This is a genomic window from bacterium (genome assembly GCA_040757115.1).
Taxonomy (GTDB): Bacteria; UBA9089; CG2-30-40-21; order CG2-30-40-21; family SBAY01; genus JBFLXS01.
In genome coordinates, this window is sequence record JBFLYA010000008.1 from 1 (window position 1) to 23,743 (window position 23,743).

The window sequence follows — 23,743 nt, forward strand, 5'->3', positions numbered from 1 at the left end:
GAAATTTCGTAACACAAATGCGTTGGGGGGTGGGTCAATTTTCATTGCCAAATTTGATGGATTATTGGAGCCCCCTGGGTCAATTTTCAATTGCCAAAAATGGCTCAGTTTTCAATTGCCATTGACATACCTGAACGGTTACAAAACTTTTAGATTTCTCGCAAAGGCGCAAAGGACGCTAAGTGGATTTTTTCTCTGCGACTCTGCGTCTGGGCGGTGTCCATTTCCGTAACTATTCAGCCCCAGATGGACACGGATGAAACACTGAAAATTCGTAAATCGTGTCCGGTATCCGTGTCCGTAATCAGGCTGAAGGGTTTTTCTCCTGTTGTCCTCTGTCCTCTGCCCTCTGCCCTCTGCCTTCTGCCTTCTGCCCTCTGCTATTCATCCGTGCTAATCCGTGTTAATCAGTGGCTGAATAGTTACCCATTTCCTTTGTATTTCATAGCATTCCATCTATGGGCTGTAATGGGCTTTAGCCCTGAACATAGAGTTTATTCCATATCCCTCACCCATTTTTTCCACTCACTCAATTACTCCACCGCCAAGTAACACCTCGTCTTTATAGAAGACTACTGATTGTCCTGGCGTCACTGCTCGAACAGGTTGTTTAAACACGACCTCTACCTTATCATTATTTACTGGATGAATGATGGCTTTGGTTTCCGGATGCAGGTATCGGATTTTTGCCACTACCTCCATTTCAGATTCAAACCTTTCCATCGCCACCCAGTTTAACTCACCGGCTATTAGACTATTTCGATACAGGTCAGATTCATCACCTACGATGACTGCATTTCTGTTTAAGTCTATGCTTATCACATAAAGGGGTCTGCCTGCGGCAATGCCAAGTCCTCTACGCTGACCAATGGTGAAAAATGCAATTCCCGAATGCCTGCCTAAAATATTCCCATTTTTATCCAGTATTTCACCTGGTTTAAATGCATCTTTAATTCTTTGTTGAATAAAATTCCGATAATCTCCTTGTGGAATAAAACATATTTCCTGTGATTCAGGTTTATTTGCGACTTTGAGTCCCAGTCTTACCGCTATCTTTCGAACTTCTTGCTTTTGATAATCCCCTAACGGCATCATTGCCTGAGATAATTGCTCCTGGGAAAGTTTATACAGGAAATAGGACTGGTCTCTGGTTGTATCAATCCCTTTTTTGATTATATAGCGATTGTTTTGTTTTTCGAGCCTGGCATAATGACCCGTTGCCAGATAGTCTGCCCCCAATTCCTTAGCCTTAGCCAGCAGGATGTCAAACTTTATTCTGGAGTTGCAGATGATACATGGATTGGGAGTTCGACCAGCCAGATATTCCTTTACAAAATAGCTAACTACCATTTGCTCAAATTCTGCCTTACAATCAATGATATGATGTCGGATGCCCAATCTCTTTGCCACATCTCTGGCATCTACAAAAGATTGTAATGAACAGCAGGTATCTAGCTTTTCAATTTGGCAACTTGATTTAAGTATCTCCATAGTTACACCAATAACATCATACCCCATCTCTTTAATCAAATAGGCGGTAACCGATGAATCTACACCACCACTCATAGCTACTACAACACATTTTGCCATTCTTAGACCTCATTTCCTTAAAAATGAACCACGAATTTTGGCTAAAACCAACTCCGACTTTCATTGTTTTTCTTTACTTGCACTATTCTAACAAATTTGAATAATTCTGTCAACAATTAAAACCATAGTAAATTTGTTGACAGGTTTGCTTCTTTGTGCTATAATCTTTGTAACCGTTCAGGTAATCCTTTACCGCAGAGACGCAGAGAAACAGAGAGGAAAATATCTTTTTTTTCGTGTTTTTCGGTGTTTAAAAAGGCTTAAAAACAGTTAGTCGAAAGTCCGTATTAAAAGATTAATAAACAACGAAAGTCCCGAAATGCACAAAAAAGGAAATTTCTGCCTCTGGTGAATAGATTTTAATTTTTTCTCTGCGTCTCTGTGTCTCTGCGGTGAACGGTTACTAATCTTTTACGCGGAGGTAAAAAATGATTTCTACCAGGATGAATAAAATTGATTCTTCTGGTATTCGGAAGGTATTCAATTTAGCCAGTCAACTACAAAATCCTATTAATCTTAGTATTGGCCAGCCAGATTTTGATGTGCCCGCAGAAATTAAACAGGAGGCAATTAACGCTATCAATGCTGGATTTAATAGATATACTCAAACAGAAGGTATTTTAGAATTAAGAGAAAGGGTTGCCCAAAAACTACGAGATAAAAATAATATTAATGTCAATCCAAAGGATATTTTAATTACAAGTGGTGTTTCTGGCGGGTTATTTTTAGCCTTTTATGTTTTGCTCGATAAAGATGATGAGGCGATTATTTTTGACCCATATTTTGTTATGTATAAACATCTGATAAATTTTATCGACTCAAGACCAATATATATTAATACATATCCTGATTTTAGTTTGAATATTGACCGGGTAAAAGAGGCAATTACTGCAAAGACAAAGGTGATTGTGATTAACTCTCCGGGAAACCCCACGGGTAAAACATATTCCAAACTTGAGATAGAGGGAATTGCAAAAGTAGCTAAAGAGAATGATTTAGTGGTAATATCAGATGAAGTTTATGAAGAATTTATGTATGAAGGAGAACATTTTAGTATTGGGAGTATTTATGACAGGACAATTACCTTAAATGGTTTTTCTAAGGCTTATGCAATGACGGGTTGGCGAATGGGCTATGCCGCAGGACCAGGTGAAATCATTCAGCAAATGACTAAATTACAGCAATATAGTTTTGTCTGTGCCCCTTCTTTTGCTCAAATTGCCGCAATTAAGGCACTTGATTGTGATATAAGTAAATATATTGAAGAATACCGAAGGAAGAGAGATTTGGTTTATGAGGGGTTAAAAGATTATTTTAAGGTTGAAAAGCCTGGTGGGGGATTTTATATATTCCCACAGGTTGAGGGAATAACAGCAACGGCATTTGTTGAAAAGGCAATCGCTAAAAATCTATTAATCATTCCAGGCAATATCTTTTCAGAACAGGATACTAACTTCCGATTATCCTTTGCTACAAAAGACGAGATAATTCAAAAAGGGATTGAGATACTAATTAGAGTAGCAGAAAACTAAACAACAGTCAATATTCAGGAGATACAGTTATTATCAGTAAATCTTCATTGCCTGGCGGACCTCGAGCATGACTTTAGAAGTTATTTCTCTTGCCTTTTTCTTACCTTCATCTAATATATTTATAATTTCAAGTGGGGCTATCTCGAATTTTTTGCGTGCCTCATGGATAGGTTTTAAGCAAGAAATTAATATCTGGGCTAATTCCTCCTTACATTTCACACAACCTCTTTCTGCCTCCTGGCATTCCTGTTTTATCACCTCGACACCCTTTTTATTAAAAGCCTGATGAAAGGCAAAAACCACACATATCTCTGGATGACCTGAGTCCGTTGGATGAATCCTTGCCGGGTCGGTAATCATATTCTTTACCTTCTTCACTATCAGGTCATCTGAGTCTGACAGGTAGATACAATTCCCAAAGCTTTTACTCATCTTGCGTCCATCTACACCGGGAAGTTTAGGTGTTTGAGTTAATTTTGACGCAGGTTCAGGAAATACCTCACTATATAAATAATTAAATCTTCGACAAATCTCGCGGGTTAATTCAAGATGAGGGAGTTGGTCTTCACCAACCGGAACAATATTGGCTTTATAAATCAGAATATCCGCCGCCTGAAGCACTGGATAGCCTAAAAACCCATAGGTGTGTAGGTCTAACTGGGCTAATTCTTTCAGCTGGTCTTTGTAAGTAGGACACCGTTCTAACCAGGGGAGTGGCGTAATCGTTGACAGAAGGATATGTAACTCCGCATGCTCCGGGATTTGCGACTGGCGAAAAATCACACATTTCTGCCAGTCTATCCCACAACTCAACCAGTCTATAAGCATCTGCTGGATATTTTCCTGGAATTCACCAGTATCCGCATAAGCCGTTGTCAAGGCATGCCAATCAGCAATCATATAAAAACATTCATATTCATCCTGAAATTCCTTCCAGTTATTCAAGGCACCTAACAAATGCCCTAGATGTAACCTGCCAGTTGGCCGCATCCCACTTAATACCCGTAACTTATCCATCATACCTCCTATTTTTCCACCTGTGCGATTAGACTAATTCATCGCAGAGACGCAAAGGAAAAATAAATGTAAAATGTAAAATAGGAAATGAAAAATGGGAAATTTTAGTACTTCGCAAGACTCATTACCTTTCAGTTATACATTTTCATTTTACATTATCCATTTTACATTTAACCGCACAGGTGGAAATATTTTCCTCTCTGTTTCTCTGCGTCTCTGCGGTAAAGAACTGCCTGAACAGTTACCACAAAATTAAAGTGACATCTGATGTCCTGTAAATAAAAAGTTAAGAAATTGCACACAAGGACCAATTATTTTCCAGAGAATAGGGAATCCTATCATTTGCCCGATTAAAATTATTCCGACAAGGATAAAAGGACCATAAGGGGCAAATCGACTAAATTCATAGGATTGTTGAACAGGTAAAAGTCCTGATAAAATCTGATAGCCATCTAAAGGGAAAATAGGGATAGCATTAAAAACGGCTAAAATGAGATTGAAGAAAACTAAGATTTGTAAGACTTCAAGAATAAGAAAAAGTTGTTCTTGAGAAACTAATGGTAAGCCCCAAAATATCAGTCCACGGAAAAGCATGCCAAAAACAAAGGCACTAATTAAATTCGATAGAGGTCCTGCTAAAGCCACCCAGAACATATCTTTTCCTGGATTTTGAAAATTATTTGGATTGACTGGTACTGGTTTTGCCCAACCAATATGGACAAGAAAAAACATCAAAGTCCCAACTAAATCAAGATGTGCCAGAGGATTAAGCGTCAGCCTGCCAGAAAGTCTGGGAGTCGAATCCCCAAGTTTATCCGCAATAAACCCATGGCTAAATTCATGAATGGTAATTGCAAAAAGGATAGGTGGTGCGATTAAAAGTATCTCTAAAATATTCTGATTCATTTATCATCTCCACAAGTAAATTCCAATGTCCACTGATTTTTAGTATATCATACTTCTCCTCACAAGTCAATTAAATTTTACCACTTAAGATATTTTTTGCTTGCAATCTCTATTTTTTTATGGTATAATTCAAATAATGTTAAACTGTTGTTATAAATGTCATAAATCTAATGATTGTGTTCGCAAGTGGATTCTGGCACAAAAAAATTTAGCTCAGACTTGTTGTGTCGAGTGTCAAGAATTCACAAATTGCCTCCAGACAAACCGTCTTTCCAGATGGAAGATTATCCATGGAGAAAATTCTGTAAGCGACGAGGTGGGAGAAGAAAAAACTTGAAGAAAATAGTTATTTTAACCGTCTTAGCCGGTATGGGACATATCCGCGCCGCAGAGGCTATTGCTAAAGGAATTAAAGAATTATATAATGATGTCGAGGTCCAAACAATTGACCCAATGAGTACTACCGGTCCAAAACTACAACAATTTTTCAATCATGGTTATTTATTTCTGGCTAATTATACCCCGCCTTTCTGGGGTTGGATTTATAATAGTCAAATTTTATCCTCTGCTTATAGCCCGATTAGATGGTATCTAAAACGAATCTATGCTCGAAGTAGTCAACTTGTAATTGACCAATTTAACCCGGACATTCTTGTTTCGACACATCCATTTATTGCCAATGGTGTGGGAGAACTCAAAAAGCAACGATTGATTAATTTACCTCTCATCTCAGTTGTGACCGACTACCATGTCTATCCAATGGGAATAAACAAGTATGTAGATTTATTTATATTACCATCTTCAGAAGTAGCAATTCATTTAAAAAATAAAGGGATTCCCGATGAAAAAATCAGGATTAGTGGCGGACTCCCAACTGACCCAAAGTTTTTTAAACCCCAGGATAAAAATGCCCTGTACCAAAAATTCAACTTACAAAAAGACCTGAAGGTAGTGCTTATCCTCTGCGGTGGATATGGTATGGGAAAAGTAGCAAAACTATTACAGGGTTTTATGGGGATGGATTTCCCATTGCAATTATTAGTCGTTGCGGGTAAAAATGAGGAGTTAAAGGCAAAATTAACCCAAATTGCTAATCAACTTAAAATAAAAACCAAAATCTTTGGTTTTGTAGAAAATATGGAGGAATTGATGTCCGCCTCAGACCTGGTCGTAACGAAACCAGGTGGAACTTCTATTTCAGAGACATTGACCAAAGGAATACCGATTATCCTGACCGAGGCTGTCCCAGGACAGGAAACATGGAATGTGAATATATTACTAAAAGCAGGTGTGGTTATCCAACCTGAGAACCAGGCAGAAATTCCAGGACTAATTATTAAACTAATTACTGAAAAAGAAACCCTACGAGAAATGCAACACAAAATTAATGAAAAATTTGCTAACATAAAAGCAGTTTATAATATCGCTAAAATTATACGAGGTGATGAATAAATGCGAAAAGTAACCTTTTTATTACCCATTATTTTTATGACGCAAGTTTTATTTGCCCAGGAAAATAATATTACAAACATCCAGATAGAAGGGAACAAAACAGTGGCAACTTCAACCATTCTTGGTCTCATTAAAACACAAATCGGCGACAAATATAATCCGACAAAGGTTGATAATGACCTGAAAAATATTTATAATTCAGGCTATTTCTCTGATATTAAAATAGAACTAAAAAAAGAAACCGAAGGACTATCAATAGTCTTCATCGTTAAAGAAAAATCCCTTGTTTCAAAGATTAAGTTTGATGGGATTAAAGAGTTAAAAGAAGAAGACTTAAAAAAAGAGATTACCGTAAAAACAGGTGCACCACTTAGCCTGAAAGACATAAAAGAATCCATTACAAAACTTACTGATTTCGCCAGAGATAAAGGTTATTATTTAGTCAAAATAGATTACAGGATAGATGATGATGAACGAATAGTTACTTTTTTGATTGAGGAAGGTAAGGAAGTCAAGATTAAAGAGATTAATCTTTTGGGCAACGAGGCATTTTCTACCTTTAAACTTAAATGGAAAATGACCACCTCCACCGGTGATTTTTATAAGGAAAAGGAATTAAATGAGGATATAGAAAAACTACTCATATTTTATAAAACTAATGGCTACCCAATGATTAGTATTCAAAAACCAGAGGTATCTTATGTTAAAGAAAAAGGTGGAATTGTGATTAACATCAATATTTCAGAAGGCGACCTTTTCAAAATCGAAAAAATAAGTTTTAGTGGCAATACAATCTTCACGGATAATGAGCTTAAAGAGTTAGTGAAGACAAAAATAGGCGATATTTATAATCTTCGCTCAATTGTCGTCGATGGGAATAATATTAAAGAGGCATATTTTGCTAAAGGCTATGTTACGACTTTAGTCATCCCTGAGCCAGAGTTTGATAATAAAACCGCTCTGGTAAATATCACTTATAAAATCAAAGAAGGGGGTATAAGTTATATTGAAAGAATTACCCTTTCAGGCAACACCCACACTAAAAATAAAGTCATTTTACGAGAGCTTTTACTCAAAGAAGGTGAGATGTTCGATGGGAAAAAACTCAAACAAAGCCGACAGGCATTAATTAACTTAGGCTATTTTGAATTCGTAAAATTTGACATCCTGCCAGGTTCTCAAGAAGATAAAAAAATATTAGATATCGAAGTTAAAGAGGGCAAAACAGGGAACCTTATGTTTTCTACCTCTTATGGTAATAAACCGGGCTTATTTGGAACAATAGAATTCACTAAAAATAACCTCTGGGGCAAAGGTTATTCTACTTCTATTAAATCAGAATTTGGGAAAAAATTGTTAAATTATGAAATTGGATTTACTGACCCGTGGTTTCGTGATAAGCCAACTTCTGTTGGGTTTGACATCTGGCACACAACAGAAAAAGAAGATGAATATACCAATAAAAAACGGGGCGGGGCAATCAGAATAGGTAAACCGCTTGGAACCCATAATCGTATTGATTTTAAATATAAATATGACAGGACATGTATGTTAAGTGTCAAATCCGATGCCCCGAAGAGTATCAAAGACTGGGTAGAAAAATGGGGAGAGGGGAAATATGTGCTCTCAAGTAGCCTGGAGATTAGTTTTAAGAGAAATACAAAAAGGGGCGAAGAGATACTTTTTCATCCCACCGCAGGCTATAAAATTGAACTATCCAACGAAGTTGCTGGTGGATTTCTTGGCGGAGATATAGATTTTTATAAACCGACTTTTGAAGGAAGTTGGTTTATCCCCAGTTGGAAGGAGTTTATCTTAGCCTTACATACTAAATTAGGTCTGGTTACTAATCTGGCTGAACACAAAGAAATACCTGATTACGAAAAATTCCGTATTGGTGGTCCTTACAGCGTTAGAGGATACCGTGACCGCTCTATTTATCCTTCATCAGGCAGTGGCAAATCTATGCTTGTGGGCAATGTTGAATATCGCCATCCCATTGGTAAGGAAATATTTGGTTGTTTATTTGTTGATGTCGGGAATGTGTGGGAAGATGCCTCTGACATTACCTCATTTAAGGATTTAAAATATGGAGCAGGACTTGGGATAAGATTTAAAAGCCCAGTTGGTCCTATCCGTTTAGATTATGCCTGGGGACTATCAGACGCACCAGGACATTTTAAAGGTGACCCGGAGGCACACATCAGTTTTGGCTCGTATTTTTAGCAGATGAACTTGCGAAAATTTTCGACCTGTGCGAGTAGAAAATATAACGATATAAAGGAGTAATGATAAAGATTTTAAAGATTACAATATGGTATTTATAAGTATATGTTTCAAAACTCTATATCACCTGGCTATTAGGGTGACTATTAAAAAATCTTAATTTGTGCCGTTGTTGAGTATAAAAGCAATTTCCTATCAGTTTAAGTGATGAATGATGAGGTGAAGATATGGGAAAGAAAGAGAGGAGACAGAAAAAGAGGAAGTGGGTTAAATTTAGGATTCCAAAGTTTCTTATACCGAAGGATGAACCAATTGTTTCAAGTCCTTTCAATGTGATAGATTATGCGGGGGGGATACTGGTATTTTTTATCTGCTGGATAGTGTATCAACATACCTTAACTCCTACAATTGGATTTCATGACTCTGGAGATATGATAACCGCGGCTTATGTTCTGGGTATTCCACATCCAACGGGTTATCCTCTCTACTGTCTGCTTGGAAAACTATGGATGACTATTCTGCCGATAGGAAACATTGCATATCGTATGAATTTAGCCTCTGCTTTATGTGCCTCATTAGCGTGTATGATGGTGTACTTTATCATTTTAAAGTTGACAGTGAACAGTAGACAGTGGACAGTAAAAAAAATTTTCTCCAATTCTCCCTTTCTCCCTTTCTCCGTTTCTATTTCTAATCTCATTCCTGCGATAGTGGGAGCACTAATGCTTGCCTTTGCTACTACATTCTGGGAACAGGCAGTAATAGCAGAAAAATACACACTCAATGCTTTGTTTGCAACATTACTAATTTTCATCCTACTAAAGTGGCATGAGACAATTCTACCGATTACCGATCACCGATTACCGACTAAATACCTCTATCTCTTCGCTTTCACCCTCGGCTTATCCTTCACCCATCATATGCAAACAATCTACTTACTTCCAGCAAGCATATTATTTATCATAACAGTTTACTGGCAAAAATGGAGAAAAGAAAAACTCTCCCTATTTCCTATTTCCTACTCCCTACTGAAAATGCTTTGCCTATTTATCTTACCGATGTTCTTATACTTATATTTACCTATATGTGCAAGTCTATCTCCCGATTATAATTGGGGTGATCCACAGACATTGAAGAGATTTATTGCTCATATTTCTGGACAATGGTATAAATCTTACTTTGTCTCATCCTTAAATCAGATTTATGAGAATTTATTCCATATACCTTATTTTCTAAGTGATCAATTTACTCAGTATTTTTGGTGGATTAGTTTAATAGGTCTTTTCTTTTTATTGGCAAAGAGAAAAATCATTGGTTTATTTTTTATAGTTGTAGTAATAATAAACCTATTAGTTGCCAGTAGATATTCTATTCGAAATATAGAGGATTATTATTTTCCATTATATATTATTTTTAGTATAACTCTTGGATTAGGTATTATATTTCTTAATAAATTCGTAAAAAAAAGGATAATATTTTCTGTTTTATTCTTTGGTGTTGTAGTTACTATTTTTTTAATCCATTATCCTTATAATAATAAGAGGGATTATTATTTTGCCTACGATTATGGTTGTGAGATTTTATCTTCATTAGATAAAAAGGCGATTATATTTTTAGAGGGTGATAGAACAATTTTTCCTGTTTCTTATCTTAAATATTGTGAAAATCGATATCCTGAAGTTGCTTTAATTCTTCCTATATTTTTAGTAGATAGTTTCTCTGGAATTCATAAGGGGAAATGGTATGATGAGATACTTAAAGAAAAATATCCTGATATAGACTTAAGTACTTTTTCTTGTCTTGATAAAATTAGCCCAGAAAATGTAAAAAAAATTATGATTGATAAAATAATATCTGATAAAGGAATAAATCGGTCAGTATTTGTAAAGCCTGAGACATTGGGAGATGATTATTTTTTAATTCCCAAAGGGATTTTTTGTAAGGTTATAAAAAAAGAAACAGGGAAGGAAAATTTATCGCTGCATTCAAGAAAAAATCGAATAATTATTAGGGGAATTACGGATAATAACAAAATCTTTAAAGACCCAAGACAAACATTAGAAATAGTTATAGCTTATCTCTCTTCTCTTAATCTTCAAGGGTTTATTTATTTTTACCAAAGAAGATATCAAGAAGCTATTGAGGAATTTAAAAAAGTCCTTAAAATAAAAATATGCCCTGAGAAGATTTCATTTTTTATCCCATATGGAAATTTCTATAATGAAATGTTAGATAAATATATAAAAATTACCAGAGAGGTTAATATTCATCTTTTAGAGAATTATTATCTTTTACTTAATATTCGTAATCAAAAAGAAAAGTTCTATTTAGAAGCCATTGATGTGTATAAAAAAGCATTAGAAATGGCCCCTAATAATTCCTCCTTGAGGAATATTATGGGATGTATTTATAGCACATGTCATGAGTATCAATTAGCAATAACAGAATTTAAAGAGGCTCTAAAAATAAATCCAGTAGATATTAATTGCCGTCGAAATTTAGCTACCGCTTATTACAGAAAAGGATTATTAAAACATGCATTACAGGAATGCAACACTATTCTCAAAATAGACCCAGGTAATGTCTATGTTAAGGAAATATTAAAGGCAATAGGGAAAAAATAACTGGTAGCTATTGATGTAATGATTTAAAACTACCAAATTTTTTCTGAAAATGCTTGACAAAATGTTTTTTTTGATATAATTATACAAGATTTAGGTAATCGAATTTAGCGAATTGAACGAAAAATATCGACCTGTGCAGGTAGGTTTAAGATTATTATTCTTCCCTTACCTTAAAAATGTAAGAAGGGGGATAAGGAGATAAGGAAGAAATGGAGATTATAAATCCCCTGGATAATTGGGCAAAAGGTTATGGTTAATGAAGCCTGGCCTGGCGCCAGGCCAGGGTTGGTATGGAAGCCTGCTCCCTGATTTTCATCAGGGCAGGCTCTGACAGACTCAGGAGTTAGGTCAGGATGGTTGTGCAAAAAGACTAACTTCATAACCCCTAAACCAAACTAACATCCTAACCCTAACCATTTCACCAAAAACTCCTAAATATATCCCCTTATCTCCTTTATCTCCATATCTCCTTTTCGGACACAGGTCTAAAGTTACCTGTAGAGGTGGAAAAATTTTTTATTTTTCCCTTGACAAAAAGAGGAATATTATGGTAAAATTTACAATAGAAAGAAATGAATTTCTTTTAAAAGAAAAAAGGAGAAAGATAAATGAAAAAAGTAACTATTTTAATGTTAAGTGGACTACTGATTTTAGGAGTATCTAAAATAGTATATTCACAAGAAGAAGAGGTATTATCTCAGAAAATACCTAAAGTTGGGATTGTTGATGGAAGACGCATCTTTGAGGAACATCCAGAGGCGAAAAAGGCACAAGAATTGTTAAAAAAAGAATTAAATGAAAGGAAAAAAGAGTTGGAAAACCGCTCTAAAGAAATTAGAAAATTAGAAGAGAGCATGAAATCAAATCTTTTGTTAAGTGATGAGGAAAGGGCAAAAATTGAAAAAGAAATTGATAAAAAGAAAGAAGAAGCAATGACATATAGCCAGGAGGCTGAAGAATATCTAAATGAAAAAGAAGAAGAACTAACTAAGGGAATAACAGAAAAGGTATATCAACTTATTAAAGTAACCGCACAGGAAAAAGGCATAGATATTATTTTAGAGAATAATTATGTTTTATATGCGGATGAAACGCTGGATATTACTGAGGATGTCATTGCCAAAATTAAACCAAAATCGACGACGGAAAAGCAAACCACTCCTTTAGAAAAATAATGACCAAAACCTTAGATGAAATTGCTAAGTTTGTAAATGGAAAAATAATAGGTGATAAAAATATACCTATTTCTCGAATAGCATCCCTTAACCAGGCTAAAAAAGGGGATATAACATTTATCACTTCTGAAAAAGAATTAAAAAAAACTCAACCGGATAAAATTCTTGCCTCAGCAATAATCCTGCCAGAAGATAAAGATACTATCTTATGTGCGAAAATTATTGTCGATAATCCTAAATTAGCCCTGTCAAAATTACTTGAGCTTTTCATCCCCACCATTAGACCTCCTGAAGGAATACACCCAACCGCAGTTATTGGAAAAGATGTTGAAATAGGTAAAAAAGTTAGTGTGGGTGCTTATTGTGTCATTGGCGATTCTGCAAAAATAAAGGATAATGTTAGCCTCTATCCTTTAACATCCATTGGGAATGATGTGGTTATTGGGAAAAATTCTGTTATTCATCCCAATGTAACAATTTATGAAAAAGTAACGCTGGGCGAAGGCGTCATTATTCACAGTGGGTCGGTAATTGGGAGTGATGGCTTTGGGTATGTTAAAACGGATGATAACCAGTATGTAAAAATCCTGCAGAAGGGAAATGTCCTGATTGAAGATAATGTGGAGATAGGTGCGTGTGTAACAATTGACCGAGCAACCATTGACTCGACTATTATTGGTCGAGGAACAAAAATTGATAACCTTGTCCATATTGGGCATAATGCCAAAATAGGTAAAAATTGCATTATTGTGGCTCAAGTAGGTATTTCAGGTAGTGTGACGATAGAAGATAATGTAACTTTAGCCGGCCAATCTGGAGTTTCAGACCATGTGGTCATTCAAGAAAATACTATCGTTGCCGCGCGGGCTGGCGTAATTAAAAATATAGGGCCAAATTTAATTATCTCTGGATTCCCGGCTCAAGAACATCACCAGGAGATAAAAATAAAGGCATTGACACAAAAACTACCTGAGATAGTTAAGAAGATTAAAGAGTTGGAAAAGAGGATAGAGAAGATTGAAACAGCAAACGATTAAAAACGAGTTAGAATATTCAGGAATAGGGTTGCATACAGGGGAAAATATCCAGTTAATCTTCAAACCATCTATTGTAGATAACGGAATTGTTTTTGTTCGTAAAGACTTACCGGGTAATCCCAGAATAAAAACCTGCCTGAAAAATGTCAATAAGACCTCAAGAGAACTTAGTCTGAAAGAAAATGAAGCAGAGGTTCATACTGTAGAACATTTATTGTCTGCATTAATGGGTTTAGGAATTGACAATATTGAAATAGTGATAAATGGTGATGAAGTCCCAGTTGGAGATGGAAGTGCTATGCCTTTTGTTGAACTTCTTAAAGACGAAATTATAAGCCAGGATAAGCCCAAAAAGATATTTTGTCCTAACCAGCCCTGTTGGATTTCTATGAAAGATAAACACATAGTCCTTTTACCAACAGGTGAATTGAGAATTACCTATACTATTTGTTTTGACCACCCTTTAATCAAGGCACAATTTGCCGATTTTGTTATTACAAAAGAGGTATTTATAAAAGAAATTGCTCCTGCAAGAACATTTGGCTTCTTACAAGAAGTAGAAACTCTCTATGCCCAGGGACTGGCTAAAGGAGGAAGTCTGGATAATGCAATTATTATCGGTGAAGATAGAATTTTAAATGATAATTTACGATTTGATAATGAACCTGTCCGACATAAAATATTAGATTTAATTGGAGATTTTAGTGTAATTGGTCAGCCTATTTCAGGTCATATAATTGCGGTTAAATCAGGTCATGAGTTAAACTTAAAATTAATCAGGGATATAGTGTCTCAAGACTCCCCGAACAGGTAGGAAATTATTCCAATCTGTAACTATTCAGCCACTGATTAACACGGATTAGCACGGATAAATACAGAGGTCCGAAGATAGAAGGCAGAGGACAGAAGACAGAGGTCATAGCCAGGTTGTCCCCCGCTGGCGGGGGTTAGGGGGTGGAAATTTCCTCCACTGGCAGAGAATCAAGAAGGATAGAAGTAAAAGTCAGAAGGAGAAAAACACTTCAGCCTTCAGCCTAATTACGGACACGAATTACGAATTTTCAGTGTTTCATCCGTGTCCATCTGTGGCTGAATAATTACTTCTCTACCTGATAATCGCAATCTTGCCTGTCTTCTTCTTCCCATCGTCAGTAGTCAACACATAAATATACACCCCACTATCTATCTTCTTCCCATAATTATCCCGAACATCCCAAATCCAGGTGGCGCGTTTGCCTTCTTCGTCTTTGACTAAACTGCCTGAGATGTCGTAGATGCGAATCTGGGTATTCTCTGGTAATCCCTCAAAAACGATATTTTCATCCCCGCGGCCTGGCTTGAACGGATTCGGATAGACTACAACCCCATCAAAACCCGCCGGTATCCCTTCCCCAATCAAAATAAATGTCCCAAAATGCGGGACATCGCCATAGATAAAATTACTTCCGACTAAAACCTGTGCATTGGTTACCTCCACCCACCTCGATTCAATTGATTCTTCATCCAGGATGTATAATTTCAATCTCTCCTCGGCTACATTCTTAGGTGGTTGATGGTAATAAATTATCAGTCTGGTTGCTTGTGTCCCAAAATCTCCTTCTATCGGTTTCTTATCCCCATCTTTAGCTACTATGCGGATAATGGTATCAGTTAGCAGACAAAATCCCGGGTTATAATGATTCATCCGCAAATTCGCTATCTTAATCTCATCCTCATCCAGAGCGGGTTTATCTATCTTTAGGTAATAATCTTTACTTACACTATGAGACTTAATGTCTATCTTCAAGTCTCCATCTTCAACCTTTACATTACTTGCGTCATCGTATAACACAGCAAAATCGTTACTTTGAGACTCTATTGTCTCAATTCTAATAGTAATGTTGACATCAGGTGCGGCTCGGTTAGTCTCAATTGTTACCGTGCCTATCGCTATGCCGTTATAGAAGGTGATAGCGGCAGGTTTTATCTGTCCAAAGTTAGTTGTAAGAGAACCCGTCTGGTTGTAATCACTTGCCAGATTGCCATACCTATCCAGGGCAGTTACTTTAATGCCAAACTTCGTGTTGATAATCTGATGGCTGATAGGGCTAAATTCAAATCGACCGGCTCTACCTGACCTGACAGTTATACTGGCTGTTCCAATTATCTCCTCTGAAAATCGGGGCTCGGGGCTCGGGACTCGGGGCTCGTTATTTCTTTCCTCCCCCTTAATCCCCCTCCCGAGGGGGACAAAAACTCTGCAGGTAAGTATCCCTTTCCCTGACTTTGTTCCCGCTACAAAAGTCGTCTTTGTCCCGCTGACATCAGTCAATTCTCCAATCTCACTTCCCACTTCCCAGTTCCCACCCCCTATATCCTTCTCATTCCCATACCTATCATAGCCCCTACTGGTAAAGGTGCAACTCCCATCTACCTCGATAATTGCATCTGCAGGTTCGATATTTATGTCCGCCAATGTCCCGGGAATAATGGTAATACTTGCTCTTCCAATTATCTCATTCACTTTGCAGGTAAGTGTTCCTTTCCCTGATTTTGTTCCGGCTACAAAGGTCGTCTTTGAGCCGATAGCATTGGTTAATGTTCCTATTTCACTTCCTACCTCCCATTTCCCATTTCCCACTTCTTTTTCATTCCCATAGTCATCATAGCCCTTTGCCATGAATGTCTGGCGTTCATCAGGCATTAAAGTTACACTACCCGGCTGGATTTCAATATAGGCGACCTGCCCGGGTATTACCTTGAAGACATTACTATTGCCGTATTTACCCGCATAATCAGCCAGGATAGAGGTAGTGCCTGCTTTTGTCATCTTCACATTACCCTGCCATATACCACTAATAAACGCAGTAGTTGAGGTAGGAAAGATGGTTTGACTGGCATCGTTTAACCCGACTTTATCAGAAAAATCAAAAATGATATTGTTATCTTTATCCATCGCCTTTATGGTGATGAAGAATTCTACACCAGCTATCTGAGGGGAAAGAATCGCTTCGAACCAGAAGTGGTCTAAATTGCCAGGTGTAATACCAAAGGCATTACTTGTCCCTGCAATACCGCCTTTTTCAGTCCTGACTATCACAGGGTCTTGAGCAACAGAGATAGTTACTGGAAAATCCCTTAATTCACCTGCCACAAATCCAGAGGTAATGGTAGGCTGAATCGAACCTGTGGTATCACTCAATGTATTTGTTCCGGTGTAAGTAGTAACCGTATTCTGATAGGCATCCTGGGCAATGATAGTTATCTTGAATGGAATCCCTGCTATCTGGTCAGGGATAGGTAGAAAACTGAAGTGATGGAGGTTGGCTGGATTAACAAAGAATGGGGAACTTGTGCCTGTCCTACCTTGAGCGGTGGCGTAAATTGTGGTCGTCCCTGCTTTAGTGATAGACCCAACCCCCTGCCAGATACCCGCAGAAAAACTATCGCTTATCTTCGGTTTCAATGTCAATGAAGTATCCTTCAATTCAACCTTATCAGTAAAGCTGGTTACCGTATTGTTGTAGGTATCTTTTGCAGTGATTACGACAGGAAAATCTATCCCCGCAGTTTGATTGGTGATAGTGCCGATTAAGAAATGGTCGAGGCTACTGGGGGTGATAAAGAAGGGATTGCTTGTGCCTGTTTTTCCCTGGTAACTTGCCATAATCGCGGTCGTGCCTGCTCTGGTGATACTAACTGTGCCATCCCAGATGCCCAGGCTAAAGTTTGTGGTTTTAGTCGGGCTAATCGTGCGGCTGGTATCAGTTAGTGCGGCGGATGAGTTGAACATATCAGCGATATTTCTCCAGCGGTCATAAGCCTTGATGCTGAGTGGAAAACTAATACCTGCGGTTTGAGTAGTTATAGTGCTAATGACAAAATACTCTACCTCGCCGCCGCAGACCCAGAAGGGGTTACTTGTGCCTCGAATATCCCCATAAATGACAGTAATACTGGTAGTCCCTCTTACTGTGATAGAGCCAAATCCATCCCACATACCATTTATAAATGAAGTAGTCTGAGTAGGTTTAAGGCTGTTACTCAAGTCAATTAGTGTTACTGTCCTGGTAAAAGGAATAGGATTTTCGTAAGCATCTCTGGCGGTGATTTTAATCGGGAAATTCATCCCCGCAGTCTGGGTAGCAATAGTATCGAAAGTGAACATTGCTAATTCGCCAGAACTGGTAGTAATAGTTCCGGAGGTAGCAGGTGGTAGAGTAGATAGGAGTTTTATCCTAACTTTATCGTTGGCATTAGGTGAAACCCAGTAGGTAATAGTGTCTATCTGACCGGTATTGGTGGTAGTAGAAGTGGTGGCAGATAGTGTTCCTGGTTTACCAGAAAGCATCACTACCTCTAAATTACAACTAATCCCTGCAGACCCAACCGCATTACCATAAACATCGATTAATTGAGCAGTGATGCTTACTGAACCCCCTGCCAGGATGTAGACAGGATTTTCAGGATAGACGATGAATTTAACTGGCTCGCCTGGCAGGACATAAAAAGGATTGCTTGTGCCTGTCTTACTCTGGTAACCTGCGGAAATCGAGCTTGTGCCTGCTCTGGTGATGGTAACAGTGCCATCCCAGATGCCACCAGTGAAGTTAGTCGTAGTTGTAGGAAAGATAGTATTAGAAGTATCAGACAGGGTAGCACTTGCCCTGAAATTCCTCACTATATCTCCATGAATGTCATAAGCAGTTATTTTAATGGTAAATGGAATGCCAGCGATTTGCGGAGATGGAATTGTGCCAAATAGAAAATATTCCGGGGAAAGGATAAAGAATGTGGTGGTAGCTGTAAGGTTTAAAAGAAGACCAGTGGCGGTAATGGTAATTGTGCCAAAGCTTTCATCTGTAACAGTAAATGTGGTAGAAAATGTTCCCTCTGAGCCTGGGATGGCTGTGGCAATTGTCCTGGTTTTCCCAAAATCAATCCTGACCAGGCTCTCATCCTTAAAATTTTCTCCCACAATGGTAACAATCTTAGTCACAGAGCCAGAACCAGGGTTAATTCTAATTATTGGCGGGGGTGGTGGAATGACACGGGTAGTGCAAGAGGCAGTAGAGGTTGCCGCCTCATTGTTGTAGAGAAAAGCAATATTTGTTATCGTTCCTTCCCTCTTAAATATGCTCACTCTGGAAGAAAAGCTCATTGTTCCACATTCTTTAATGGTTAGACTCCCTATTGTCCAAACCAGTGTTCTTATTTCTGGACAATAGGTTACTGTTCCTATAGTAATTAGAGAAATGGATGGAGTGCCTAAGTTATCCTCTATGGTATCAATAACATAGGCACCAGACAGTGGCAGGTCGCCGTCATTTATAAAGGATAGTGTATAGGTTAAGGTTGCTCCTGGGTCTATGGTTTCAGTTCCTACTTTAAGCAAGGTAATGAATGCCCGCTGGATTTCTCCCACAAATTCTACATCATGTGAACAATTAAGGGATGGGAAGAAGAAAGAGGGGGGAGTAAATATTGTCCGCGTAGCGGATACAGTCAGAGTATAGGTTGCCACAGGTAGGTTGGTAAAGGAAAATTTGCCATATTTGTCTGTTTTTGTGGCGAATCCATCAAGGAATACATCCGCACCTACTATGGGTGCAAAATTCTCCTCTCTTACCCTGCCGGTTATGGCTGAAAGGGGAAGGATGGTAATATAGGTAGTGGCGGTTGCTGTGATATTTCCTTTTGCATTCAGCGGATAAAGACCAGCAGGTAAAGACGGAAGAGCAAACTCTACATTTATTGTTCCATTTGGGGATGAGGTGGTTGTAGCAACAGAGAGTGTTCCAAGATAGAGTCGAACAGTTTCATTGTTAGCAAACCACTGGCCGGTTACATTTATTGTCCCCTCGGGATAGGCTTTATCCGGGTTGGCATCGATAAATGGCTGGTTGGATGTTCTATAAGGGATATTTACCTCATATAATGTTGGGGTGTATTCCAAATCAGAGGTGGAAAGGATTGCCTGGTATTGGATGAACCTTGCGTTAAGATTAAGGCTTTCTCCATTGCTTACCTTTCTCCAGGAAGATAAGGTTTGTGTGCTATTTCCCGAGCGAACATACATAGAAAGCTCTGTTGAAAATGGCTTTCTCTCTTTCCAGAAGATATTCTCAAAGATAACTGAGGAGCCTGCATCAAAGATGGAAGAGGTGTAGGTGCCAAGGGGATGGTAGGGACCTTTGTTTATTCCAGAGATAAAGGGACCTGAGTTTTTATATCCAGTAACCAGGTCATAGTCTCCATCGTTGTCAAGGTCAACCCCGGATAACTGGTAATAAGGGTGAGTAATAGTATCAAACATCTTTTCATATGCTTCGGGTGCTCTTTCAAAAGAGGGAGGGGTAGATGTTCTAAGCTTTAGATAAACCTTAGTAGGATAAATGGTTCCATGAAATACAATATCATCATTGTTATCGCCATTTAGGTCCATTGCAGTTAGTTTAGGAATATAACCTAAAGGATTTATATCTTTAAAGCCTGTGCTTTCTTCCCAGGTTTTATTCCTCTTCCAGATTGGCGAGGTTATGCTTCCAATATTTTCTAAGATAACAAATATCCGCCAGGTAGGAAGAAGAAGGTCATAATCCTTATCATTATCTAAGTCAAGAAGAAATGGAGCGGGAGAAGAGGTATCAAAGTCATCCAATCCTTCAGAAATTAAATATTCTGCGGTTATATTCCATTGGGGGTTATAGGAAAATTTGGTTGTTTGTGTGCTTATGTTTCTAAATGCCCCTACATTTTCGCCCTTTCCAGTTTTATATGTAGCAACAAGTAAATCTGGCTTTCCATCACCATTGAGGTCAGCTACTGTTGGGGTAATCTCCATACCATTATATCCATTTTGCTCATTTTCTAACACAATACTGTAATGTTTCCGAGGAAAATATGGAATCTCTGGTGTCCCTGTATTTTGAGCAATATAAATACGGGGTTTATTACAACTTCCTGCCCCTTCACTATGTATTTCCTCATAATCACCATCGCCATTAAGGTCAGCAAAGGTTATGCCTCCCATTATATGGAATCCATCAAGTGGTTGATAGCTTTTTAACTGAAACCTTGGATTGCTAATATCGCCAACATTCTCAAAAGGAATTAATATTCCATCTTCCCCCCCATTAATCATATCAAAATCTCCATCGCCATCAAGGTCGGCAAAGGCTATTGTTGCAACTGCGCTATCGCCTGGAGGAGAGTATTCTTCTGGAGGTTGTCCAAACAACCCCCACAATATATAAGACCGCATTCCCCAGTTGGGAGATAATATTCCTGTGTTTTTATAAAGATATATATTTCCCCACTCGTTGAATGTAAAGACAAGAAAAGGGTTTTTGGTGTTTTCCAGGTCAACGAGTTCTACGTTTAAATCCCATCCATTTCCTATTAATTCAGACAACATAGGAGGGGGATTCCATTCAGGCTTTGGAATAAATTTGTTATCTTTGTTTTCATATGAAAGGAGTCTTACATCAACAAAATTACCTGTATTTGTTCCTTGCTCTATATAACAGATTATAAGGTCAGGGTAATTATCAGAATTTAAATCGCCCAATTCACAGGCAAATTCAAAACCTTGATTATGAAAATCCTTGACATCCCATTCTAGCTTCCTTTCCCATTCCCAATTTCCCTTTCCTTTATAACCATGGATTTCACTTACATTATAAACTACCAATAAATCCAGTATTCCATCTTTATCAATATCACCAAGACTACAACTTCCATCAGTTAAAAAAGGAAATTCCCCTCTTTTTTTAAATAATGGGCTATATTTTGTCCCTTTGTTTTCTAAGAGAATAATCTTTTTTGTAGCTTTATCGCCTACTAAAAGGTCAATGTCTCCATCATTATCTATATCACCAAATTCTGGTTCAAGAAAGAGTAACCCCGACATCTCGCTGGGCAGGGGTGCCCAGGTATCTACAGGCTCAAACAGGGGATATTGGGAGGAGAGCTTAAGGGATTTAGGGCTTCTTACCCACTTGCAGCCGGGGATGTCAGAGGTGGTAACCTGGGTAAGGCTTCCATCCATAAAATAATTATCCCTGAATTCAGAGGCATTGCAATATGCAATAGCCAATAAGCAATAGCCAATAGTTAATAAATGCTTAATCATTCTACTTAAGAATAACACCTAATTACTTAAATTTCAAGTAAAAATTTATTGACAAAGATAGAAGTTTAGTATATACTCATAGATGATGAAGAAGAAATGGCATCCGTATTTCTCAAATGTATTAAAACATCTACTCGAACCTAAAGGCTTTACGGTTGAAACAGAGGTTGAGGTTGGCAAAATGCCATTAAGAATAGATATTGTGGTCATTAAAAAGGGCAAGGATGCGGATGTTAAATCTTTACCTCTTGTATTCCAATCATTTACTGATTATAATGTTATTGAATATAAATCACCTGGGGATAGATTCACCCGGAATGATTTTGACCGATTATTTGCTTATGTGCTATTATTTAAGATAAAAAAGAATATAGAATGGCGAAGACAAATAAATGTTTATGCACTTTTAAGCGGTGGTATAAAGGGGATAGAGGATTATATTCGTGGTAATGGGCATAAACTGGCAAAGATAAAGGAAGGGCTTTATTTTGCGGATTTTGGGTTTAATTTTTATTTAATCCAGCTGGATAGGTTAGAGGTGACTCCTGAAAACTATGGACTAATTCTTTTTACTTCAGGAGAATCCATTAGGGAATTAGCCAGGGGAATAGGTAGTAAAAGGGAAGATATATTAGAGGTAGAGTTAGTAGAGTTAATAGAAACAGGGTTGTATCTACATCCTGATGAATTTAAGGAGGAGGTGAAATTGATGCCACAGACATTAGCCGATAGACCAGATATAATGAGAGAGCTTGTCGATATAGTAGGGATTGACAAATTTGTGCAAGGGATTGGAGAGGAGAAGGTAATTCGTAGCATTGGGGAAAAGAAGGTAATTCGCAGCATTGGGGAGAAAGAGGTAATTCGCAGCATTGGGGAGAAAGAGGTAATTCGCAGCATTGGGGAAAAAGAGGTAATTCGTAGCATTGGGGAAAAAGAGGTAATTCGCAGCATTGGGGAAAAAGAGGTAATCCGTACCATTGGGGAAGAGAATTTATTGAAAGATCTTATACATCTCCTTGGCAAAGAGAAGATAAAAAAGATGTTGAAGGAAAATTAAGAAAATTAGTAACTATTCAGCCACTGATTAACACGGATTAGCACGGATGAATAGCAGAGGGCAGAAGGCAGAGGGCAGAGGACAACAGGAGAAAAACCCTTCAGCCTGATTACGGACACGGATACCGGACACGATTCAGGAATTTTCAGTGTTTCATCCGTGTTCATCTGTGGCTGAATAATTACTCTAATCTTAATTCTTTTGCCCGATTATTTGCGGCGGTGACTGCCTGGATAAATGCCGAGCGGATTCCTTTTTCTTCTAAGACATTTAGTGCAGAAATGGTTGCTCCACCTGGTGAAGTAACCTTATCTCGTAAAACCGCTGGATGTTCAGAAGTCTGTTTGAGCATTTTAATTGCTCCTTCTATCGTTTCAATCGTTAAGGTTAAAGATGTATCTCGCGGTAGTCCTACCGATACGCCTGCATCGGTCAAGACCTCAACGATAGTAAAGAGATATGCAGGACCACAGCCCGATAATGCTGTAACCGCCTCCATTAAAACCTCTTTGACGACCACGACCTTTCCTACCGCTTCAAATATGGCTTTGACTAACTCCAAATCCTGCGTATCTGCATACCTTCCTTTACAAATACCCGCCATACCCTGCCCGACTAAAACTGGTGTATTTGGCATCACACGGATTACTGAAATCTCTATATTAAATTTAGATTCAATAAATTTTGTGGTAATCCCCGCGGCGATAGAAATAATCTTTTGCTCGGGTTTTATAATCTCGGAGATTTCAACCAAAACCTCCGGCATTATCTGAGGTTTAATTGATAAGATAATAATATCTGCCCATCTGATACCTTCTTTATTATCACTTGTTCCGTTTATACCTAACTCTTCTTTAAAAAATTCAAGTTGTTTTAAGTTAACATCACAGACCAGGAGATTATTCTTTTCAATTAAATCTATCTTTAATATTCCTCTGATTAATGCTTCAGCCATATTCCCGGCGCCAATAAAAACTAATTTCTTCCCTTTTAACAACTCCATAACTTTCC

Annotated in this window: 15 protein-coding genes; 9 read left to right on the forward strand and 6 right to left on the reverse strand. The window is 37.9% G+C overall.

Annotation, left to right across the window (positions count from 1 at the left end; all coding sequences use genetic code 11):
• Nucleotides 1–525 precede the first annotated feature (525 nt).
• Nucleotides 526–1,590 (reverse strand): tRNA 2-thiouridine(34) synthase MnmA, encoded by a 1,065-nt coding sequence (gene mnmA, locus AB1422_01215; GenBank protein MEW6617965.1) that lies wholly within the window; start codon nucleotides 1,588–1,590, stop codon nucleotides 526–528.
• A gap of 428 nt (nucleotides 1,591–2,018) precedes the next feature.
• Between mnmA and AB1422_01220 the strand changes: the two genes are divergently transcribed.
• Nucleotides 2,019–3,122, forward strand: coding sequence for a pyridoxal phosphate-dependent aminotransferase (locus AB1422_01220; protein MEW6617966.1), 1,104 nt, complete (start codon nucleotides 2,019–2,021; stop codon nucleotides 3,120–3,122).
• Between the two features lie 33 nt (nucleotides 3,123–3,155).
• Here the strand turns inward: AB1422_01220 and trpS are convergent, their stop codons facing one another.
• On the reverse strand, nucleotides 3,156–4,139 hold the full coding sequence (gene trpS, locus AB1422_01225) for a tryptophan--tRNA ligase (GenBank protein ID MEW6617967.1): 984 nt from the start codon (nucleotides 4,137–4,139) through the stop codon (nucleotides 3,156–3,158).
• 94 nt (nucleotides 4,140–4,233) lie between these two features.
• Between trpS and AB1422_01230 the strand changes: the two genes are divergently transcribed.
• Nucleotides 4,234–4,395, forward strand: a complete 162-nt coding sequence (locus AB1422_01230) for a hypothetical protein (protein ID MEW6617968.1) — start codon at nucleotides 4,234–4,236, stop codon at nucleotides 4,393–4,395.
• Here AB1422_01230 and AB1422_01235 read toward each other — a convergent pair.
• Nucleotides 4,392–5,045, reverse strand: coding sequence for a site-2 protease family protein (locus AB1422_01235; GenBank protein ID MEW6617969.1), 654 nt, complete (start codon nucleotides 5,043–5,045; stop codon nucleotides 4,392–4,394). The genes AB1422_01230 and AB1422_01235 overlap by 4 nt on opposite strands.
• Before the next feature lie 333 nt (nucleotides 5,046–5,378).
• Between AB1422_01235 and AB1422_01240 the strand changes: the two genes are divergently transcribed.
• The 3 genes from AB1422_01240 to AB1422_01250 all read left to right on the forward strand — a co-directional run bounded on the left by AB1422_01240 (nucleotide 5,379) and on the right by AB1422_01250 (nucleotide 11,347).
• A complete protein-coding gene (locus tag AB1422_01240) occupies nucleotides 5,379–6,497 on the forward strand; it encodes a glycosyltransferase (protein MEW6617970.1) in 1,119 nt (372 codons plus the stop codon).
• Nucleotides 6,498–8,723 carry an outer membrane protein assembly factor BamA gene (bamA, locus tag AB1422_01245; protein ID MEW6617971.1) on the forward strand — a complete coding sequence of 742 codons (2,226 nt, stop codon included), beginning with the start codon at nucleotides 6,498–6,500 and terminating at the stop codon, nucleotides 8,721–8,723.
• A gap of 227 nt (nucleotides 8,724–8,950) precedes the next feature.
• Entirely contained in the window at nucleotides 8,951–11,347 is a 2,397-nt protein-coding gene (locus AB1422_01250) for a DUF2723 domain-containing protein (GenBank protein ID MEW6617972.1), read from the forward strand.
• 170 nt (nucleotides 11,348–11,517) lie between these two features.
• Here the strand turns inward: AB1422_01250 and AB1422_01255 are convergent, their stop codons facing one another.
• Complete coding sequence (locus AB1422_01255; GenBank protein MEW6617973.1) at nucleotides 11,518–11,727, reverse strand: hypothetical protein; 210 nt, start codon at nucleotides 11,725–11,727, stop codon at nucleotides 11,518–11,520.
• Between the two features lie 228 nt (nucleotides 11,728–11,955).
• Here AB1422_01255 and AB1422_01260 point away from each other — a divergent pair, with 228 nt between their 5' ends.
• The 3 genes from AB1422_01260 to lpxC are packed head-to-tail and all read left to right on the forward strand — an operon-like array spanning nucleotide 11,956 to nucleotide 14,373.
• Nucleotides 11,956–12,522, forward strand: coding sequence for an OmpH family outer membrane protein (locus tag AB1422_01260; protein ID MEW6617974.1), 567 nt, complete (start codon nucleotides 11,956–11,958; stop codon nucleotides 12,520–12,522).
• Nucleotides 12,522–13,559 (forward strand): UDP-3-O-(3-hydroxymyristoyl)glucosamine N-acyltransferase, encoded by a 1,038-nt coding sequence (gene lpxD, locus AB1422_01265; protein MEW6617975.1) that lies wholly within the window; start codon nucleotides 12,522–12,524, stop codon nucleotides 13,557–13,559. The genes AB1422_01260 and lpxD overlap by 1 nt, the downstream gene beginning before the upstream one ends.
• Complete coding sequence (lpxC, locus tag AB1422_01270) at nucleotides 13,540–14,373, forward strand: UDP-3-O-acyl-N-acetylglucosamine deacetylase (protein ID MEW6617976.1); 834 nt, start codon at nucleotides 13,540–13,542, stop codon at nucleotides 14,371–14,373. Before lpxD ends, lpxC begins: the two co-directional genes overlap by 20 nt.
• A 291-nt stretch (nucleotides 14,374–14,664) precedes the next feature.
• Here lpxC and AB1422_01275 read toward each other — a convergent pair whose 3' ends face one another.
• Nucleotides 14,665–21,672 carry an FG-GAP-like repeat-containing protein gene (locus AB1422_01275; protein ID MEW6617977.1) on the reverse strand — a complete coding sequence of 2,336 codons (7,008 nt, stop codon included), beginning with the start codon at nucleotides 21,670–21,672 and terminating at the stop codon, nucleotides 14,665–14,667.
• A gap of 82 nt (nucleotides 21,673–21,754) precedes the next feature.
• Between AB1422_01275 and AB1422_01280 the strand changes: the two genes are divergently transcribed.
• Nucleotides 21,755–22,732: a hypothetical protein gene (locus tag AB1422_01280; protein MEW6617978.1), complete on the forward strand. Its 978-nt coding sequence runs from the start codon at nucleotides 21,755–21,757 to the stop codon at nucleotides 22,730–22,732.
• 181 nt (nucleotides 22,733–22,913) lie between these two features.
• Here the strand turns inward: AB1422_01280 and proC are convergent, their stop codons facing one another.
• Nucleotides 22,914–23,735, reverse strand: a complete 822-nt coding sequence (proC, locus tag AB1422_01285; protein ID MEW6617979.1) for a pyrroline-5-carboxylate reductase — start codon at nucleotides 23,733–23,735, stop codon at nucleotides 22,914–22,916.
• Nucleotides 23,736–23,743: the final 8 nt, after the last annotated feature.

Excerpts from the sequence above, each read along its gene's own strand:
- mnmA (MEW6617965.1), bottom strand. The coding sequence starts at position 1,590 with ATGGCAAAATGTGTTGTAGTAGCTATGAGTGGTGGTGTAGATTCATCG.
- AB1422_01220 (MEW6617966.1), top strand. The coding sequence starts at position 2,019 with ATGATTTCTACCAGGATGAATAAAATTGATTCTTCTGGTATTCGGAAG.
- trpS (MEW6617967.1), bottom strand. The coding sequence starts at position 4,139 with ATGGATAAGTTACGGGTATTAAGTGGGATGCGGCCAACTGGCAGGTTA.
- AB1422_01230 (MEW6617968.1), top strand. The coding sequence starts at position 4,234 with ATGGGAAATTTTAGTACTTCGCAAGACTCATTACCTTTCAGTTATACA.
- AB1422_01235 (MEW6617969.1), bottom strand. The coding sequence starts at position 5,045 with ATGAATCAGAATATTTTAGAGATACTTTTAATCGCACCACCTATCCTT.
- bamA (MEW6617971.1), top strand. The coding sequence starts at position 6,498 with ATGCGAAAAGTAACCTTTTTATTACCCATTATTTTTATGACGCAAGTT.
- AB1422_01250 (MEW6617972.1), top strand. The coding sequence starts at position 8,951 with ATGGGAAAGAAAGAGAGGAGACAGAAAAAGAGGAAGTGGGTTAAATTT.
- AB1422_01255 (MEW6617973.1), bottom strand. The coding sequence starts at position 11,727 with ATGAAGTTAGTCTTTTTGCACAACCATCCTGACCTAACTCCTGAGTCT.
- AB1422_01260 (MEW6617974.1), top strand. The coding sequence starts at position 11,956 with ATGAAAAAAGTAACTATTTTAATGTTAAGTGGACTACTGATTTTAGGA.
- lpxD (MEW6617975.1), top strand. The coding sequence starts at position 12,522 with ATGACCAAAACCTTAGATGAAATTGCTAAGTTTGTAAATGGAAAAATA.
- AB1422_01275 (MEW6617977.1), bottom strand. The coding sequence starts at position 21,672 with ATGATTAAGCATTTATTAACTATTGGCTATTGCTTATTGGCTATTGCA.
- AB1422_01280 (MEW6617978.1), top strand. The coding sequence starts at position 21,755 with ATGATGAAGAAGAAATGGCATCCGTATTTCTCAAATGTATTAAAACAT.
- proC (MEW6617979.1), bottom strand. The coding sequence starts at position 23,735 with ATGGAGTTGTTAAAAGGGAAGAAATTAGTTTTTATTGGCGCCGGGAAT.